The sequence below is a fragment of the Ruegeria sp. AJ12 genome (assembly GCF_056536245.1).
Map to the genome: position 1 here is coordinate 944369 of NZ_JBQFJJ010000001.1, position 15252 is coordinate 959620.

16 protein-coding genes are annotated in these 15252 nt (G+C 56.7%); 8 read left to right on the forward strand and 8 right to left on the reverse strand.

The window, feature by feature from the left end:
• Positions 1 to 35: 35 nt before the first annotated feature.
• The 4 genes from ACR3E0_RS04700 to ACR3E0_RS04715 all read right to left on the reverse strand — a co-directional run bounded on the left by ACR3E0_RS04700 (position 36) and on the right by ACR3E0_RS04715 (position 4799).
• On the reverse strand, positions 36 to 1625 hold the full coding sequence (locus ACR3E0_RS04700) for an ABC transporter permease (RefSeq protein ID WP_480476657.1): 1590 nt from the start codon (positions 1623 to 1625) through the stop codon (positions 36 to 38).
• Positions 1622 to 2659 carry a quaternary amine ABC transporter ATP-binding protein gene (locus ACR3E0_RS04705; protein ID WP_480476659.1) on the reverse strand — a complete coding sequence of 346 codons (1038 nt, stop codon included), beginning with the start codon at positions 2657 to 2659 and terminating at the stop codon, positions 1622 to 1624. The genes ACR3E0_RS04700 and ACR3E0_RS04705 overlap by 4 nt, the downstream gene beginning before the upstream one ends.
• A gap of 83 nt (positions 2660 to 2742) precedes the next feature.
• Positions 2743 to 3693: an ABC transporter substrate-binding protein gene (locus ACR3E0_RS04710; RefSeq protein WP_480476661.1), complete on the reverse strand. Its 951-nt coding sequence runs from the start codon at positions 3691 to 3693 to the stop codon at positions 2743 to 2745.
• Between the two features lie 482 nt (positions 3694 to 4175).
• Positions 4176 to 4799 (reverse strand): J domain-containing protein, encoded by a 624-nt coding sequence (locus ACR3E0_RS04715; protein ID WP_480476663.1) that lies wholly within the window; start codon positions 4797 to 4799, stop codon positions 4176 to 4178.
• A 107-nt stretch (positions 4800 to 4906) separates the two neighbouring features.
• Between ACR3E0_RS04715 and ACR3E0_RS04720 the strand changes: the two genes are divergently transcribed.
• Positions 4907 to 5161, forward strand: coding sequence for a BolA family protein (locus ACR3E0_RS04720; RefSeq protein WP_480476665.1), 255 nt, complete (start codon positions 4907 to 4909; stop codon positions 5159 to 5161).
• A gap of 146 nt (positions 5162 to 5307) precedes the next feature.
• On the opposite strand, the gene ACR3E0_RS04725 is transcribed toward ACR3E0_RS04720, so the two are convergent.
• The 3 genes from ACR3E0_RS04725 to ACR3E0_RS04735 are packed head-to-tail and all read right to left on the reverse strand — an operon-like array spanning position 5308 to position 7360.
• The gene (locus tag ACR3E0_RS04725) at positions 5308 to 6105 is read right to left on the reverse strand and encodes an iron chelate uptake ABC transporter family permease subunit (protein WP_480476667.1); all 798 of its coding nucleotides are present in this window, start codon (positions 6103 to 6105) and stop codon (positions 5308 to 5310) included.
• Positions 6105 to 6845, reverse strand: a complete 741-nt coding sequence (locus tag ACR3E0_RS04730; protein ID WP_480476669.1) for a metal ABC transporter ATP-binding protein — start codon at positions 6843 to 6845, stop codon at positions 6105 to 6107. The genes ACR3E0_RS04725 and ACR3E0_RS04730 overlap by 1 nt, the downstream gene beginning before the upstream one ends.
• A gap of 2 nt (positions 6846 to 6847) precedes the next feature.
• Positions 6848 to 7360, reverse strand: coding sequence for a transcriptional repressor (locus ACR3E0_RS04735; protein ID WP_480476671.1), 513 nt, complete (start codon positions 7358 to 7360; stop codon positions 6848 to 6850).
• A gap of 56 nt (positions 7361 to 7416) precedes the next feature.
• On the opposite strand from ACR3E0_RS04735, the gene ACR3E0_RS04740 reads away from it, so the two are divergent.
• From ACR3E0_RS04740 to ACR3E0_RS04760, 5 genes are all read left to right on the forward strand, one after another.
• Positions 7417 to 8541 (forward strand): zinc ABC transporter substrate-binding protein, encoded by a 1125-nt coding sequence (locus tag ACR3E0_RS04740; RefSeq protein ID WP_480476673.1) that lies wholly within the window; start codon positions 7417 to 7419, stop codon positions 8539 to 8541.
• A gap of 223 nt (positions 8542 to 8764) precedes the next feature.
• Complete coding sequence (locus ACR3E0_RS04745) at positions 8765 to 10009, forward strand: GTP-binding protein (RefSeq protein ID WP_480476675.1); 1245 nt, start codon at positions 8765 to 8767, stop codon at positions 10007 to 10009.
• On the forward strand, positions 10006 to 10644 hold the full coding sequence (locus ACR3E0_RS04750) for a DUF1826 domain-containing protein (protein WP_480476677.1): 639 nt from the start codon (positions 10006 to 10008) through the stop codon (positions 10642 to 10644). The genes ACR3E0_RS04745 and ACR3E0_RS04750 overlap by 4 nt, the downstream gene beginning before the upstream one ends.
• Positions 10644 to 10886: a DUF6525 family protein gene (locus ACR3E0_RS04755; RefSeq protein ID WP_480476679.1), complete on the forward strand. Its 243-nt coding sequence runs from the start codon at positions 10644 to 10646 to the stop codon at positions 10884 to 10886. Before ACR3E0_RS04750 ends, ACR3E0_RS04755 begins: the two co-directional genes overlap by 1 nt.
• Before the next feature lie 439 nt (positions 10887 to 11325).
• Positions 11326 to 12027 (forward strand): endonuclease III domain-containing protein, encoded by a 702-nt coding sequence (locus ACR3E0_RS04760; protein WP_480476681.1) that lies wholly within the window; start codon positions 11326 to 11328, stop codon positions 12025 to 12027.
• A gap of 278 nt (positions 12028 to 12305) precedes the next feature.
• Here ACR3E0_RS04760 and ACR3E0_RS04765 read toward each other — a convergent pair whose 3' ends face one another.
• Entirely contained in the window at positions 12306 to 13241 is a 936-nt protein-coding gene (locus ACR3E0_RS04765; protein ID WP_480476683.1) for a MurR/RpiR family transcriptional regulator, read from the reverse strand.
• A 190-nt stretch (positions 13242 to 13431) separates the two neighbouring features.
• On the opposite strand from ACR3E0_RS04765, the gene ACR3E0_RS04770 reads away from it, so the two are divergent.
• Both ACR3E0_RS04770 and ACR3E0_RS04775 read left to right on the forward strand, forming a co-directional pair.
• Positions 13432 to 13950, forward strand: coding sequence for a TRAP transporter small permease (locus ACR3E0_RS04770; RefSeq protein ID WP_480476685.1), 519 nt, complete (start codon positions 13432 to 13434; stop codon positions 13948 to 13950).
• Positions 13947 to 15230, forward strand: coding sequence for a TRAP transporter large permease (locus ACR3E0_RS04775; RefSeq protein ID WP_480476687.1), 1284 nt, complete (start codon positions 13947 to 13949; stop codon positions 15228 to 15230). The genes ACR3E0_RS04770 and ACR3E0_RS04775 overlap by 4 nt, the downstream gene beginning before the upstream one ends.
• Positions 15231 to 15252: the final 22 nt, after the last annotated feature.

Here is a 15252-nt window from a genome sequence, read left to right on the forward strand (position 1 = left end):
CGTCCCCGGTTTGATACCGGAGACGCACCACAAGCTCAAAGCTTTTCGTCTTCCCTGCGGAATGCGCCCTGAACGATCCGGTCCATGACCATGGCCAGGAACAGGATCGCGAACCCGCCCAGCAGACCGGGGCCCTTGGCGGCATATTGCAAGGCTTCGAGGATTTCCTTGCCAAGACCCCCGCCACCGATCAGCGAGATGATCACGACCATCGACAGACACATCAGGATGGTCTGGTTCACGCCGGTCATGATCGACGGTAGCGCCAGAGGGATCTCAACATCCTTCAGCAATTGCCATTTGGATGCGCCAAAGGCGACGGCCGCCTCTTTGATGCTGTCCGGTACGCCGCGCATCCCCAACGCCGTCAGACGGATCACCGGTGGCATGCCAAAGATGATCGTTGCCAGAATGCCCGGCGGGTTGCCCGTGCCGAAAAAGGCGATAATCGGGATGAGGTACACAAAGGCAGGCAGTGTCTGCATCAGGTCCAGCACCGGTTCTGCCGCGCGATAGGCGCGTTTGGATTTGCCGAACCAGATGCCCAACGGAATGCCAAAGACCACGCAGAGCAGCACCGCCGCGCCCACCAGTGCAACAGTCTCCATAGCCACATCCCAATAGCCCAGCAGCGCAATGTACGCCAATGAGGACGCGGTAAAGATTGCCACACGAGGCCCCGCAGCACGCCAGGCTGTTACGCAAATCACCAGCATCACAACGGGCCAGGGCGATCCGATTAAGGCGATGGTCAGAGCATCCAGAACGGATCGAACACCGGCGACAATGCCGTCAAAGACGTCGCCGCCAGCCACCGCGGCAGCGTCAATGCGCGCCTCCATCCAACTGGCGATTGTTGAGAACAGCGTGCCCTGATCTGGACCCAGGATCAAAGCCGAAACTTGTTGCTCGGGAAACGTATCCAGCATCGTCAGAGACGCGTTCACTGTGAATTTGTACACGATGAGCGGACCGATTGCCGCGATCAGAACAGCACCCAAGATGATGTTGTGGGTCGATCGGCCACTTTCTGTGCTCTCTGGATCGATACGCCATTTAGAATACTGCTTTTCGTAGATCCTGTCGGCGTAGAATCCCTGAACGACCTTGAATACCAGCAGCATCAGCAACCCGGTGATCAGGATGCCCGTGGCTTCGGACTGCGCTGCGATGGCACGCTCAGTGCTGGTTTCCGCTGCTCTTTGAATGTTTTCGGCAAGTCGTGTAAATCGATCGATGTCGGCCTGTTCGGTGGCCTCGGCCGCACGCCCAAGCAGTTCATCCGCCCGCTCTAGCTGATCTGCGGCCCGCTGGGCAAATTCGGCCCCCGGATTACCCCATGCGCCCTGTCCGATTTGGACCCAGGCTATGATTTCAAGGATCAGAAACGTCCAAAACATGCCCCAGATTGCGCGGGACGCGGACCAGAACGGACCAAGGACTGCCGCCCACATGTTGAAGGTATTCGGCACTGCGCTGGTTGCGTCATGGATCTTGTGAAACGCGCCGACGTAGTACTCGCCGTTCGGACCGGTAAATTCATGAATCGAACGATCCAGCGCATCACGGTCGACTTCGATGTCCGAGGCCGCTGTGACTTGGATTTCTGCTGCTGTATCAGTCATTCTTGCTTGCCCCCTTGGATACCGCGCAACAAGCGTGGTTTGGTCACGACACCAACATCCGCGCCAGCATCGGTTATGACGACCGGCATGTCGGTATTCACCGCGAGATCGATCAACTGATCCAGATCGGCCCCTTCATCCGCGCGCGGGGCTCCGTCGAGTGCACCGGAATAGCTGCCAACCGGCTCCATGATCGAATGGGCCTTGACCAGTTTGAGTTTTGATATTCCCTGCACAAACTCACGGACATAGTCATCAGCCGGGTTCATAACGATATCTTCCGGTGTCCCGATCTGAACAATGACACCGTCTTTCATGATCGCGATCCTGTGGCCGATGCGGATCGCTTCGTCCAGATCGTGCGTGATGAACAACGTGGTTTTCTTCAACTGTGCAACCAGAGCCTTGAACTGGTCTTGCAACTGCAGGCGGATCAGAGGATCCAAAGCAGAAAACGGTTCATCCATCAGCAGGATTTCAGGGTCCGAAGCCAGCGCGCGGGCAATGCCAACACGCTGTTGCATGCCGCCCGATAGTTCCTTGGGCAGGCGATCCTCGTACCCTGTCAGATCAACCAGACCCAACGCATGATCCGAAACTGCCCATCTCTTTGACTTCGAGATCTTACGAATTTCCAACGGGTACGCCACATTGTCACGCACGGATCGGTGTGGCAGCAGCGCCATGTGTTGAAAGACCATGCCAATCTGTTGCGCGCGAATCCGTCGCAACTCGTTTTCCGAGATCGCCGAAACGTCCTTTCCAAGAATTTCGATTTTCCCGGCGGTGGGCTCGATCAGTCGGTTCACATGGCGTACGAGAGTGGATTTGCCGGAACCCGAGAGCCCCATGATGCAAAAGATTTCGCCGCGTGAGACTTCGAAACTGGCGTCCTGCACGCCGACCACGCATCCAAATCTTTCCAGTACTTGCGGTTTAGTCAGCCCTTCTTTGAGGACCGCGTCCATTGCTTCGGCTGATCGGTTGCCGAAGATCTTCCAGACATTTTCAAGTTTTACGACAGGTTCGTCCATGTGCTCCCCATTAGGCAGTGTTTCGCCCGGCAGATAGGAAAAGGGCCGCTGCGAGTTTTCGCAGCGGCCCCTGGATGTTTGGCTTAGTTGGTCAACCAGCCGATGACGGTGTCTTCGTTCTCGGACACCCATTGGCGGGCGAAGTCCGCCGCCTCTACATTGTCGACGGCCAGGGCTTTGCCCATCGCGCTCAGGTCATCACCCTGCATTTGATAGTTGCTGAACAGGGCGGCCACTTCGGGGTAGCTATCTTCCAGTTCCTTGGCGTAGTGCAGGTGAAGCGTGGCCCCATTCCAGGCGGTCGAGGCCTCGGACTTGGACAGCCAGTCAGGGTCGTCTGTCGGTTGCACAATTGTCCAGGTCGCCGGGTCATGCGGTGGCTCTTCGAGCACGGTCAGGTCCTGGGTTACAAAAATGTAATGCGGGCTGTAGCAGAACCCGATCCAAGGTTCGTTTGCCTTGGTGGCGTTTGCCAGGTTGGCGTAGGCGATGGTTTCCTCGTACTCGGTCAGATCGAAGATCTGATCATAGCCATACGATTTCGCGCGGATTTTTTCCACGACAGTGGAGGCCCAGCCGGGCGCACCGATCCACACTTCCGGCGTGCCGTTGCCGTCTGTGTCGAAGATCGCCATCTTGTCGGGATCGCTGAGATCATCAATCGACTTGATGTTGTGCTCTTCGGCGATATACGTCGGCACGCACATGCCTTGCTCGGCTTGCACCGGGTTTTGGTTCATGACAACGGTGCCGTTGTCCTTGACGTATGTATCGTGCAGGTTCTGCTGGTTTGGCATCCAGACTTCGGGGTGTGCATGCATCGAACCGCTGTCCATCGCCTCAAAAACGATCGGGTTGGTCCCGTTCTGCAATTCCACATCAAGGCCAAGGTTTTCCTCGATGACGACCTCCAGAATATGCGCGGTGGCATTCACAGAGGCCCAGTTCGGCACGCCGATAATGATATCTGCTGCATATGCCGGCATGGCGACTGCTATGGAAGCGCCTCCCAATAGCATCGATAGTTTTTTCATGTGTTTTCTCCATGTTGGGCGTCTTTAGCGGTGACGTCCGACCTGTTAGGACGGTTGCACGCTGTTTTTGTTAGAGAACAGATTAAGGTTCTCAATTCTTTTTCCAAGCTTTGGCCAGTTTCGGTGACCAACTCAAAAACTCAAGCATGGCTTGGTGTAAGCCATCAAGTGTTACGGGTTGGAACTCTATGATATCCGATATTCCCGAAACGGCTTTTCGAGAAAACCGGAACAAGCGATCAAAACTAACTCAATTCTGATTATTGGGACGATTCGTCTCAATAGTGAGAGGCGCCTGCTCGATTCTTTTTTGAAACACTCATTCACGATGATGCACACAGCCGATTATGCCTCAAGTAGAACCGAGGCTAAATGACTTTGCGCACAGAGTGTGCAAAATCCCGGCACATTGCGACTTGATCAGACAAAATCAACTGATTGTCCGAGGTCGAAAACTCGATCAGCGCGGTGCCGATCTCTCGTTATTTGAAGTTTCTGCTGTCCTTGATCTGGTCCCAGGCCCAGACGACCTCCTGCAGCTGCTCCTCTTGGCTGCGATCACCCCCGTTCATATCGGGGTGAAGCACTTTGATCAGCTTCTTGTAGGCCTTGCGCACCTCGGCCTTGGACCAGCTGTCCTGCGCCTCCAGGATTTCAACGGCGCGGCGCTCGGTCGGCGGCAGGCGGCGACCGCCGGAGTTCGCGCGCCCCGGGTTCTTGGTGGCGTTTTCACCCAAGACCTGGTGGGGGTCTTCGATGCCGAGGCGTGCCCAAGCGCGCGCTTCGGGGTCTCCCATGGGTTTGGTTTCGCGTTCCCAAACCTTGTCCTTGGACCGTTGTGCATTCAGCTCTGCTTCTGTCGTGCCGTCGAAGAAATTCCATTTCTGGTTATATTCACGCACATGCTGCTGGCAGAACCAGTAAAAGTCGTCCAGAACGTCTGGTGCCTTGGGCGCGCGGAACTTGCCGGGTTCCTCACATCCGGGGTGATCACAGATTCGTACAGACGTTTCAGAAGCGCCCGACATGCCCCGACGTCCGCGCGGGTTTTTCTTTTTGGCGCTGGAAACGGACATATCAAATCCGAACGGGTCTGATTTAGTCATGCTCTGAACCTCACGAACGTATCTTTTCGACTCGGAGGCAGCAGTTTAATCTAAGCAGCCGAAAGTAGAAGAGGGGTGCGGCAATTTATTTGACGCATAGTAAAAAAATGAGCGTGACTGAAGAGATCCGAACCCGCCTGCAGGCGGCATTTGACCCCCGGGAACTGGAGGTGGTCGATGACAGCGAAAGCCACCGTGGTCACGCCGGGTTTCAGGAGGGTGGCGAAAGCCATTTCAACATCCGCATCCGCGCCAGCGCTTTCGAAGGCCAATCCCGTGTCGCCCGGCATCGCGCGGTGCACACGGCGCTGGGTGACATCGTACCGCGCATTCATGCGCTGGCACTGGACATTGGGACCTGAATTGCTGTCCCTAAATAGGCTCTCACCGACAGATCACCGCCGGCGGGCTTCACCAAGATTCACTGCTTTCGCGTGCTCAGGTACAGGGCACTCTGTTCATGCACGAACGAAGCTTTCAGACGTGTCATTTGATCCTGCGCTTCGGGCTAGGTCCGCAGTTGTGTTCGCCAGCCCACGAGGCTGAAACATGCGAACACAACCGCAGCCACGCACACGATTGACGGACCTGCGGGTGTGTCAAAAACATAGGCTGCTCTCAGCCCGGCCAACGACGATGCAGCCCCGATCAGCGCGGCGATTATTGCCATGGATTCCGGCGAGCGGGCCAGGCTGCGTGCCGCCGCCGCCGGAATGATCAGCATCGCGGCAATCAACAGGACGCCGACGACTTTGATGGCAACCGCAACAGTAATCGCCAATGACACCGTCAGAACCAATTGCTCTCGTTTTGGGTCATAGCCGCTGGCATAGGCCAGTTCCTCATTGAGTGTTGCCGTCAGCAGCCGGGACCAGCGCCACCCAATCAACGCAACGACCAGCGCGGCACCGCCCCAGATGACCGCGAGGTCACCGTGGGACACTGCGAGGATGTCGCCGAACAGATAGGCCATCAGATCGATGCGGACCCCGGACAGGAACGAGACTGCAACAAGGCCGAATGCCAGTGCGGAATGGGCCAAAACACCCAACAGCGTATCCATGGCATAGCCGCGACCGGCCAGTAACGTCACCGTAAATGCCATTAACAGGGCCACAGCGAGCGCGCCGGGGAAAATCGACATCTGAAACGTGAGTGACAGCGCCACACCCAGAATTGCGGCATGGGCCGTCGCGTCCCCGAAATAGGCCATACGGCGCCAAACCACGAAACAACCCAACGGAGCGGCGGCAAATGCTACGCCAACTCCGGCGAGTGTGGCGCGGGTCATGAAGTCATCAAGCATTACTCTGCGGCTTCCCGAGGATTGTTACTGTGGTCGTGGTGGTGATCGTGATCATGTCGATACAGGGCAAGCGCCCCGCCTGTCCCCGTGCCAAACAGGGCTCTGTACTCCGGTGCTGTCGCCACGACGGCCGGAGAACCTTCGCAGCACACATGACCGTTCAGACAGATCACGCGGTCGGACGCGCTCATGACAACGTGCAATTCGTGGCTGATCATGAGAATGGCGCATCCGGTTTCACGGCGTACGTCTTCGATCTGCCGGTAGAAGGCGGCCGAACCGGGTTGGTCGAGGCCTTGGGTCGCTTCGTCCAACAACAGTATCTGCGGTCGGTTGATCAGAGCCCGCGCCAGCAGGACCCGCTGAAACTGACCTCCTGAGAGATGCGACATTTGCCGTTTGAGGAGGTCGGGCACGCCCGCCGTCTCCAAGGCCGACTTGCAATCCTGCCGCGACACGCGATCCGTCAGGCGCATGAAACGTTCCACGGTGATTGGCAAGGTTGGGTCGATGTGCAGTCTTTGCGGCACATACCCAATCTTGAGCCCCGGGTTCAGGGAGACCCGCCCGGCGGATGGTTTTGTCGCACCGATGATGGCCCGCAACAGGCTGGTCTTACCCGAGCCGTTCGGTCCGACAATCGTGACGATTTCGCCCGGGTCAATTGTCATATCGACATGACGCAGGACCGTATTTGCGCCGTAGCGCACGCTGAGGTTTTCAACGGTAACGAGGGCCATTCTTATGCCTTTTCAATGCAGTCTGGGCAGACACCTTCGGCCTCGACAACCGTCCGCTCAATCTCGAACCCGACCGCGCGCGCGGCAGCGCCCAACGCGCCTTTGGCGGGCATGGAATGCGCCTCAGCCACGGCATCGCATTTTCGACAGATCATGAAAGCCGGCGAGTGCGCAGAACCGGGATGCGCGCAGGCAACAAAGGCGTTCAGCCGTTCGATCTTGTGCGCAAATCCGTTCTCGACCAGAAAATCCAATGCGCGGTAGGCGACCGGGGGCTGCGATCCAAACCCTTCCTCGCGCAATTTGTCGAGAATTGCATAAGCCCCGAGGGCCCGGTGGTCGTGCAGCAGCATCTCAAGAACCTTGCGGCGAACCGGTGTCAGGCGCAGTCCTTCCTCGACGCATCGCGCCTCGGCATTTGCAAGGCCGGTTTCGACGCAGGTGTCGTGGTCGTGTTTGTGAAACCCAACCGCGACCGTTTCATCGGCTGGATCGGGTTGTGTATCACTTGTCATGTTATTCCATATCATGTATGTCGCCCGTAACGTTATAAAATCACATAGAGGGTCAGATGTCCAGAAAGCTTCTTCCTGTTTCGATTACCGCTGCATTGTTGGGCGGCACTGCCTTGGCGGAGGTCCCGAAGGTGGCGGTCGATATTGCCCCGGTCCACTCGCTGGTGGCACGTGTTATGGAGGGTGTGGGCACGCCGGATCTGATTGTCCCGCCGGGCGCCTCACCTCATGAATACAACCTGCGCCCTTCCGATGCGGCAGCTCTGCAAGAGGCGAATCTGGTGTTCTGGTTGGGCGAGGACCTGTCGCCTTGGATGGGCGGTGCGGTGGAAACCCTTGCCGGTGGCGCGACAGTTACGACACTGATGGAAGCGGATGGTACGGTTCTGTTGGATTTCCGGGAAAGTGCGTTGTTTGAAGCGCATGAGCACGGTGACGAGGGCGAACATGCGCATGACGACCATGCCGACGACACGGATCACGATGGTCACGATCATGGTGACGACCACGCCAAGGATGATGAGCACGCGCACAACGATGACCATAGTCATGACCACGATCATGATGACCATGGCAAAGACGAAGAACACGGTCACGAGGATCATGCAGAAGGTGATGACCACGGTCACGATGACCATGCCGATCACGATCATAGCGCGCATGCCCATGGCGAACACGATCCTCACGCCTGGCTGTCTCCGGCCAATGCAAACACCTGGCTGAACCTGATTGCCGCGCAGCTGTCATCCGCTGATCCCGACAATGCGGGCGCCTATTTTGCAAACGCTGCGGTGGCGCGCGCAGAGATGGACGCGCTGTCCGCCGAAGTGGCCGAGATTCTGGAGCCGGTACGCGGCGGCCGTTTCGTGGTTTTCCACGATGCCTATCAGTACTTTGAGGATGCCTTTGACTTCCCGGCATCAGGTGCGATTTCACTCGGTGATGCATCCGACCCCAGCCCGGCCCGCATTTCCGAAATTCAAGGCCGCATTCAGGAAGAAGGCATCACCTGCGTTCTTTCTGAACCGCAGTTCAACCCAGGAATTGTTGAAACCGTTATGGGCGGAACAGAGGCAACCACCGGGGTCATCGATCCGCTCGGGTCCGATCTTGAACCCGGATCAGCTCTCTACCCGCAAGTGATCCGAAACATCGCAACCACTTTGGCCGAGTGTCTTTGAAACGGCGAAATCAACCCGTTTGAGCAACTATGTCGAGCGGGTTGAACCTCGTCAGGGGCAGCGCTTGTAAGTGATGCGCGGAGTTAAATAGTTACGTTGCCCCTGACGCCTCGGAGCTTGAGAAAGCAAGTCAGCCGTACACAAAACTGACGCAAGACTTTTGACTTCATATTTCAGGCCCATAATGTAATGTTATTACGTAGCATAGATGGAGAGAGCATTGATGCCTGACACCAGTAACGCCACTAACAGGACCTCGGATCATAGACTTCCGGTCACCGTGCTTTCGGGATTTCTGGGAGCGGGAAAAACCACCTTGCTCAACCGCGTTTTGAACAACCGCGAAGGTAAGCGTGTGGCTGTGATCGTGAACGATATGTCCGAGGTAAACATCGACGCGGACCTGGTGCGCGCTGAAACCGAGTTGAGTCGCACCGATGAGACTCTCGTTGAAATGTCCAACGGATGTATTTGCTGTACCCTGCGCGATGACCTTCTGGCCGAAGTGCGTCGACTGGCCACGGAAGGGCGGTTTGACTACCTGCTGATCGAATCCACGGGCATTTCAGAACCCTTGCCCGTCGCGGCGACCTTCGATTTCCGTGACGAGGAGGGAAATAGCCTGTCTGACGTCGCTCGGTTGGACACGATGGTTACGGTCGTGGATGCCGTGAACCTGCTCAATGACTTTTCCAGTCATGACTTCCTGCGGGACCGTGGCGAGACAATGGGCGAAGAAGATGAACGGACGCTGGTCCACCTGTTGACGGATCAGATCGAGTTTGCGGATGTTGTCATTCTGAACAAAGTCGCGGACGCCGGTCCGGACCGCGCCGATGCCGCGCGCAAGATCATCCGCAGCCTGAACGCAGATGCGCACATCGTGGAAACGAACCATTCAGAGGTTGCCAGCGCGACAATCCTTGACACTGGTCTTTTTGATTTCGAGGCGGCCCATCAACATCCAATGTGGGCCAAGGAACTCTATGGCTTTGCCGATCATGTCCCGGAGACCGAGGAATACGGTGTTTCGTCCTACGTCTACCGGGCACGCCACCCGTTTGAGCCTGAAAAGATCCTGGCGGTACTGAATGGCGACTTGCCCGGTGTAATTCGGGCCAAAGGGCATTTCTGGATCGCAACCCGGCCTCAATGGGTCGCTGAATTCTCACTGGCCGGTTCATTGTCGAGTGTTCAGCCGATCGGCACATGGTGGGCATCTGTGCCGCAAAGCCGTTGGCCCGAACATCCCTCGGTTCTGGACTATATCAAACAACACTGGATGGAGCCTTGGGGCGACCGCCGGCAGGAGATCGTATTTATCGGATCCGGCATCAATTGGCCTGCGCTCAAGTCGAGGCTGGATTCCTGCCTGTTGCCCGAGACGCGCGCACCGGGCCCCGACGCTCTTCCCCAAGACCTGCCTGATCCGTTCCCGCCCTGGCGCCGTGTGGAGGATGCCGCATGACGGTCGCACAGACGGAACTGAGAGACATGGCAACGGGTGTGGGCATCACCAGTACACCGGACGGGCTTGCCGCGATCCACTCACAAAACCACGCCGCCACCATCTGGCGGAGACAGCTCGACACTGGTTTTCAAAACTGGATCAACGCGCTCGACCCTGCGGAACTGCCAAGCGCGAGAATGATCTTGCGCCCGGATGCGGTCCCCGACACGGTTCATCATCTTTGTGATATAGCCGGCATGGAAAACAATACGCATCGGACTTGGCTGGAGAACGACATTGTCGATCTGTCAGCGCGGTTCGCAGATATCATGCGCGCGCCTTTTTTGCGCCTGCGACTGGATGTCATCGACACAAATGCCTGCCGCAAGTTCCATGTTGACGCGATCACTGCACGGCTGATCTGCACCTATCGGGGTACCGGAACCCAATACGGGCTCTCCGCCAACGGCAATGAACCTGCGCGGATCTTTACCGTAGCAACCGGAGCCCCGATGATTATGCGCGGCACACGATGGCCACAGAACTGGCCTGCGGGCTTGCTGCATCGGTCTCCACCGATAGCAGGGACAGGCGAAACGCGTCTGGTTCTCGTGCTCGATCCGGTTTTCGATATCGAAGATGAGAACCATTGATGGGTCGAAATCTTGGTCAGACAAGACTTCGGAAGCGGCGGCGCACAGAGGATCCAATGCGCGAGTTTGACCGCCTTCCTCCGCTACTTCGTGCATGGGTGGCACAGGCGGCACTACCTTGGCGCCCTAAATCAGTTCGGCGGGCGTATGACAACGCACTTGCTCGGACCGGAGACCAAAGCCGCGCCTTGGATGAGCTGGCACGCCTCGAGGCCGCGCTGTTGGCCAGGGATGCGGGGTAGGAGGTGTACCCGTGGCAATGCCCGGCCCTGTCGTTTGCCTTGCGAGCGAGAGTCACGTGGGTTGCTGCCAAAACTCCGTCGAACTGGCTGTGAGGCTTGAGTGCAACTCCGGGCCAAAAAGATGCGGATGAGAAACCGACCGGTACTCAGTGTATTGCGCTCAGGTTTTCACCGCTGGAGCCGATAATTTCTATCTGCCCAGTCTTGGCGAACAACCGAACCACCGTCTGTAGGGCAATCGGGTACGTTATCGCAGCGGTGAGCATATATGATCTCTTGTGGCAAACCGACGCTCCAATGGGACGTCTTGATCCCTGCCTTCCAAAGCCTTCCAATCTGCCATCGCGTCCGACGCGCTCATCATAGACCGGCAACAAGTTGCCCTATACGTGGTCCCAGATGTTCTCTTTTTGTGCTCATTTCATATATGCTGTGTGTCATGCAGCTACTTTTGATCTCTGACGATCGCACCGATCGATTGCGCGATATTCACAGGCGGCTTTTTAACTGTTTCGGTCACCCCGGACCTTTTTTCGCGCTGGATCCAGTGTCGCAATTGGTCATGGGACTCATAGGTGGCAGAACCCATGGAGAGGTCTCGGCTGCAGCATTTTGCCGTCTCCGGCAGCGGTTTTCTAACTGGGAGAGCCTTCGGGATGCTCCTGCCGCCGAGATCCTAAAGAGCATTTCCGATGTCACATTTTCTGAAGTGAAAGCACCAAGGCTCAAATACGCGCTTCAGGCAATCACTGTCAGCCAAAGCGCGCTAACGCTCGATTTTCTTGGAGCGTTTTCGGTGAGTTCCGCACTCAGATGGTTAGAGCAGTTACCAGGTGTTGGACGCAAGACAGCCGCAACGGTTTTGAACTTCAGTACGCTCAGAAAACCTGCCCTTGTCCTCGACACGCATCATTTGCGCGTCCTCCGGCGTCTTGGGCTGATAGGACAGAGCGATAGTACCGTGGAGGCTTATGAACAACTGGTTCCATTGTTGCCTCTCAGCTGGAGCGCACTGGAACTGGACGATCATCATCAGCTTGTCAAAATGCTTGGCCAACGACTGTGTCGTCCGACCCGACCGGTATGTTCTTTGTGCCCCTTGCGGGATCTTTGCGTGAACTGTCCGTCCAATTCAGCGTAGTTGCGACCAAAGTAATGCGCACGCTGGTTCAAAACCTATGAGTGCAAATATGGCGAAACCAAATGGGGTATGGTTGCCTTGCCAGGTTCCGTACCATCCGAAATCCTGCTCTGGCAGAAACGTAGTGGCGCAACATTAATGGCGCTTGGATCATGATCTGGGACGGAGCAGACGGTGAAAACTGTCTTTGCCTAAGGGCAACAAACCTCAGGACAGCAATGCCAGTTTCAACCGGCTCGGCACAGGAAGCATTTAGGGGCTCGGAGAGCCACCCAGACTTAATCCCCCAAAGGTTGCGGGCCTGTTCTCCCGTGATACGCGGTCAGCGACGCCCGAATCCGTCTCAGGTTCTCTTTGGTTTCATCGGTCATCTCCTGCGCCACGATCATTGCCAATGCATCGACAATGGCCAGATGAGCGTATCGGGATGCAGTTGGTTTATAAATGTCACTGTCTTCGGGCAGGTCAGTCATCAGGGCAATCCCGGAGACCTTGGCCAGTCGGGTATTTGGTCGCGTGATGCAGATCGTTGTCGCCCCGTACCCGTTGGCCACCTCTGCGGCTGCGACGATGGCGTCGGCCTCTCCGCTAGCGGACACCAGAAACAAAACATCGTTAATCCCCAGCGCCGCCGCCCGCATTTGCAGCACGTAACTGTCCTGCGTGAAAACCGACGGGATACCTAGCCTGAAAAACCGGTTCGACGCTTCTTGCGCCACGAAGGAAGATCCTCCGCCAATACCCGAGAACAGAATCTGTCGTTTGTTCAGGCAAGCGTCTCTGGCCGCTTCCAGCCTGTCCATGTCGATCTGTCGGCGCATAATGTCCAGCGTTGCGAACATGGCACCCAGAATCTGATCAATGGCCGCGTCTGCAGTCGAACCCTCCACACCTGAAGCGCCATACAAGTACTGCGCGCTGACCGCGATGTTTTGCGCAAGGCGTAGCTTAAAATCCCGAAACCCTTCGCACCCGAGGCTGCGGCAGAACCGAACCACCGTTGGTTTACTGACCGAGCAGTTCTCAGCCAGGTCCCCAATCGTCATCGCGCTGATTTCGTTGAGGTGTTCTTTGACATAGTCGGCGACTTTCTGTTCCTGAACGGCCAGTTTGATCTGTGAACTGTGTAGAGCCGAGATCAGGTCCACCGCACCGGAGCGCCCTTTTTGAGGGAGGGCTTTTTCTCGTTTGGTGTGTTGTAAATCGCTCGGCACGATACATGACCTTTCCTGCTAATCATGAAACTTAGTTACATAATTTTGAGAAAACGCGCAAGAAAGGCGCGTGAATCCTCCATATCACCGCTAAATCTCGTAACTAAGTAACAAAAAGGCGTTGATTTTCAGACGATCAGTAGGCTAAGTGAAACTTAGTTACAGATTCGCTGTCTTGGGAGGGGTGTGCGTGACGGATTGGTTTGCCAAGGCGAGCTCACAGATAAACTCGGTGGTCGAGGGTGTCGTCGCCGTGCTGATGTTGGCTTTGGTTCTGGACGTCTGGTTGGGTGTTGTTGACCGCTATTACTTCCATTGGCAGTTGCCCTGGCCCGAAGTGCTGGCACGTTACCTTATGATTTGGGCCGCCTTGCTTGCAGTGTCCTCGGGGATTGCGCGGCGGGACCACATCGGACTTACAGCATTCGTCATGGTGCTTCCCTACGGCGCGCGCCGGGTCCTGCTCGTAGCCATGGATGTCTTGGCTATTGCCTTGTTTATGTACGTCGCTTGGTTCGGGATCAGCTTTGCGCAGAGCGGGGCCCCCCGACAGGCGATGATATTCGGAGCAAGCCTGGCGCCGTTCTACGCGGCCATACCCGTAGCTGCCGCGCTTTCGGTTGTGCAACTGATCTTGGTCCTCTTTCGTGATCTGGGTACGCATATCGATGAGCCGCCTTTCCTCAGTGAGGCAAAGGAAACGTCGTGATCGTCGCAATCGCCTTTGTTGTCCTGATTCTCTTTGGAATGCCCATCGGGTTTGCCATTGGCCTTGCCGGTGTTGTTGGATTGATCGAGATGGGTGGTACGCAATTCCTTGCGATCGGCCCCAGTAAGGTCTTCAACGGCCTCAATATCTTTCCGTTTCTGGCAATGCCGTTTTTCATTCTGGCAGGCGAGATCATGAACGGCATCGGGATCACCAGCCGTCTGGTGAAACTGGCGCAGGTTCTGGTTGGACGGTTTCGCGGCGGATTGGCCCATACCAACATGCTGGCGTCGGTTTTCTTCGCAGGGTTGACTGGTTCGGCAACGGCGGATGCCGCTGCCTTTGGCCGTACGCTGGTGCCGGCCATGGTGAAGGAAGGTTACAAACGCGACTACGCCTGCGCCGTCACGGCCGCCGGGTCGATCATCGGCCCGACCATTCCGCCTTCGGGTCTGATGGTGGTGTATGGATCGCTGATGGGCGTCTCCATCGCAGGTCTGTTTGCCGCTGGCGTTGTCCCCGGTCTGGTGATTTGCCTCGTGTGCATGACCGTCATCGCCATTGGAGGTAAGCGCGAAAATCTGCCGAAAGCCCTGCGTGGCGCCACGCCGCGCGAAGTGTGGGATACGTTTGTGTCCTCACTGACCGCTTTGGCCATGCCCGTGATCATTCTGGGCGGCATCCTCGGCGGCGTTGTGACACCGACCGAAGCCGCATCGATTGCCGTTGCCTACGCTTTGTTCATCGGTGTTTTCGTATACCGGACACTGACCTTCAAAAGTTTCTACCAAATGCTGGTGCGCACTGCGCGTATCACCGGTGTGATTTTCGTCATCATTGCTTTTGCCGGAATTCTGGGTTGGTGGATGAGTTTCGAGCGCATCCCGCAGTTGATCGCCGAAACTGTCCTGGGCCTATCCGACAACAGATACGCAGTGATCGCGATCATCATCGGGCTTTTGCTGATTGTCGGTATGGTAATGGATATCACCGCAATCCTGATCATCCTCGCCCCGGTTCTCGTACCGCTTACGCAGCAGGTCGGCCTGGAACCCATCCATGCAGGGATCATCTTTATATTGGCTCTGAATATCTCGCTGATGACACCCCCCGTCGGTGCCTGCCTGTTTGTGCTGTCTTCAGTCACCGGCGAGCGGCTGGAGCGGATTTCAATCAAGCTCTTCCCGTTTCTGATCGCGGAAGTCGGCATCCTTTTCATCTTTGCCTTCTGGGAAGACGCGGCCCTGTGGCTTCCCCGAATGTTGGGTTTTGCCCAGTAACTCCCTCGTCAAGACCAAACTA

Excerpts from the sequence above, each read along its gene's own strand:
- ACR3E0_RS04700 (WP_480476657.1), bottom strand. The coding sequence starts at position 1,625 with ATGACTGATACAGCAGCAGAAATCCAAGTCACAGCGGCCTCGGACATC.
- ACR3E0_RS04705 (WP_480476659.1), bottom strand. The coding sequence starts at position 2,659 with ATGGACGAACCTGTCGTAAAACTTGAAAATGTCTGGAAGATCTTCGGC.
- ACR3E0_RS04710 (WP_480476661.1), bottom strand. The coding sequence starts at position 3,693 with ATGAAAAAACTATCGATGCTATTGGGAGGCGCTTCCATAGCAGTCGCC.
- ACR3E0_RS04715 (WP_480476663.1), bottom strand. The coding sequence starts at position 4,799 with ATGACTAAATCAGACCCGTTCGGATTTGATATGTCCGTTTCCAGCGCC.
- ACR3E0_RS04720 (WP_480476665.1), top strand. The coding sequence starts at position 4,907 with ATGAGCGTGACTGAAGAGATCCGAACCCGCCTGCAGGCGGCATTTGAC.
- ACR3E0_RS04725 (WP_480476667.1), bottom strand. The coding sequence starts at position 6,105 with ATGCTTGATGACTTCATGACCCGCGCCACACTCGCCGGAGTTGGCGTA.
- ACR3E0_RS04730 (WP_480476669.1), bottom strand. The coding sequence starts at position 6,845 with ATGGCCCTCGTTACCGTTGAAAACCTCAGCGTGCGCTACGGCGCAAAT.
- ACR3E0_RS04735 (WP_480476671.1), bottom strand. The coding sequence starts at position 7,360 with ATGACAAGTGATACACAACCCGATCCAGCCGATGAAACGGTCGCGGTT.
- ACR3E0_RS04740 (WP_480476673.1), top strand. The coding sequence starts at position 7,417 with ATGTCCAGAAAGCTTCTTCCTGTTTCGATTACCGCTGCATTGTTGGGC.
- ACR3E0_RS04745 (WP_480476675.1), top strand. The coding sequence starts at position 8,765 with ATGCCTGACACCAGTAACGCCACTAACAGGACCTCGGATCATAGACTT.
- ACR3E0_RS04750 (WP_480476677.1), top strand. The coding sequence starts at position 10,006 with ATGACGGTCGCACAGACGGAACTGAGAGACATGGCAACGGGTGTGGGC.
- ACR3E0_RS04755 (WP_480476679.1), top strand. The coding sequence starts at position 10,644 with ATGGGTCGAAATCTTGGTCAGACAAGACTTCGGAAGCGGCGGCGCACA.
- ACR3E0_RS04760 (WP_480476681.1), top strand. The coding sequence starts at position 11,326 with ATGCAGCTACTTTTGATCTCTGACGATCGCACCGATCGATTGCGCGAT.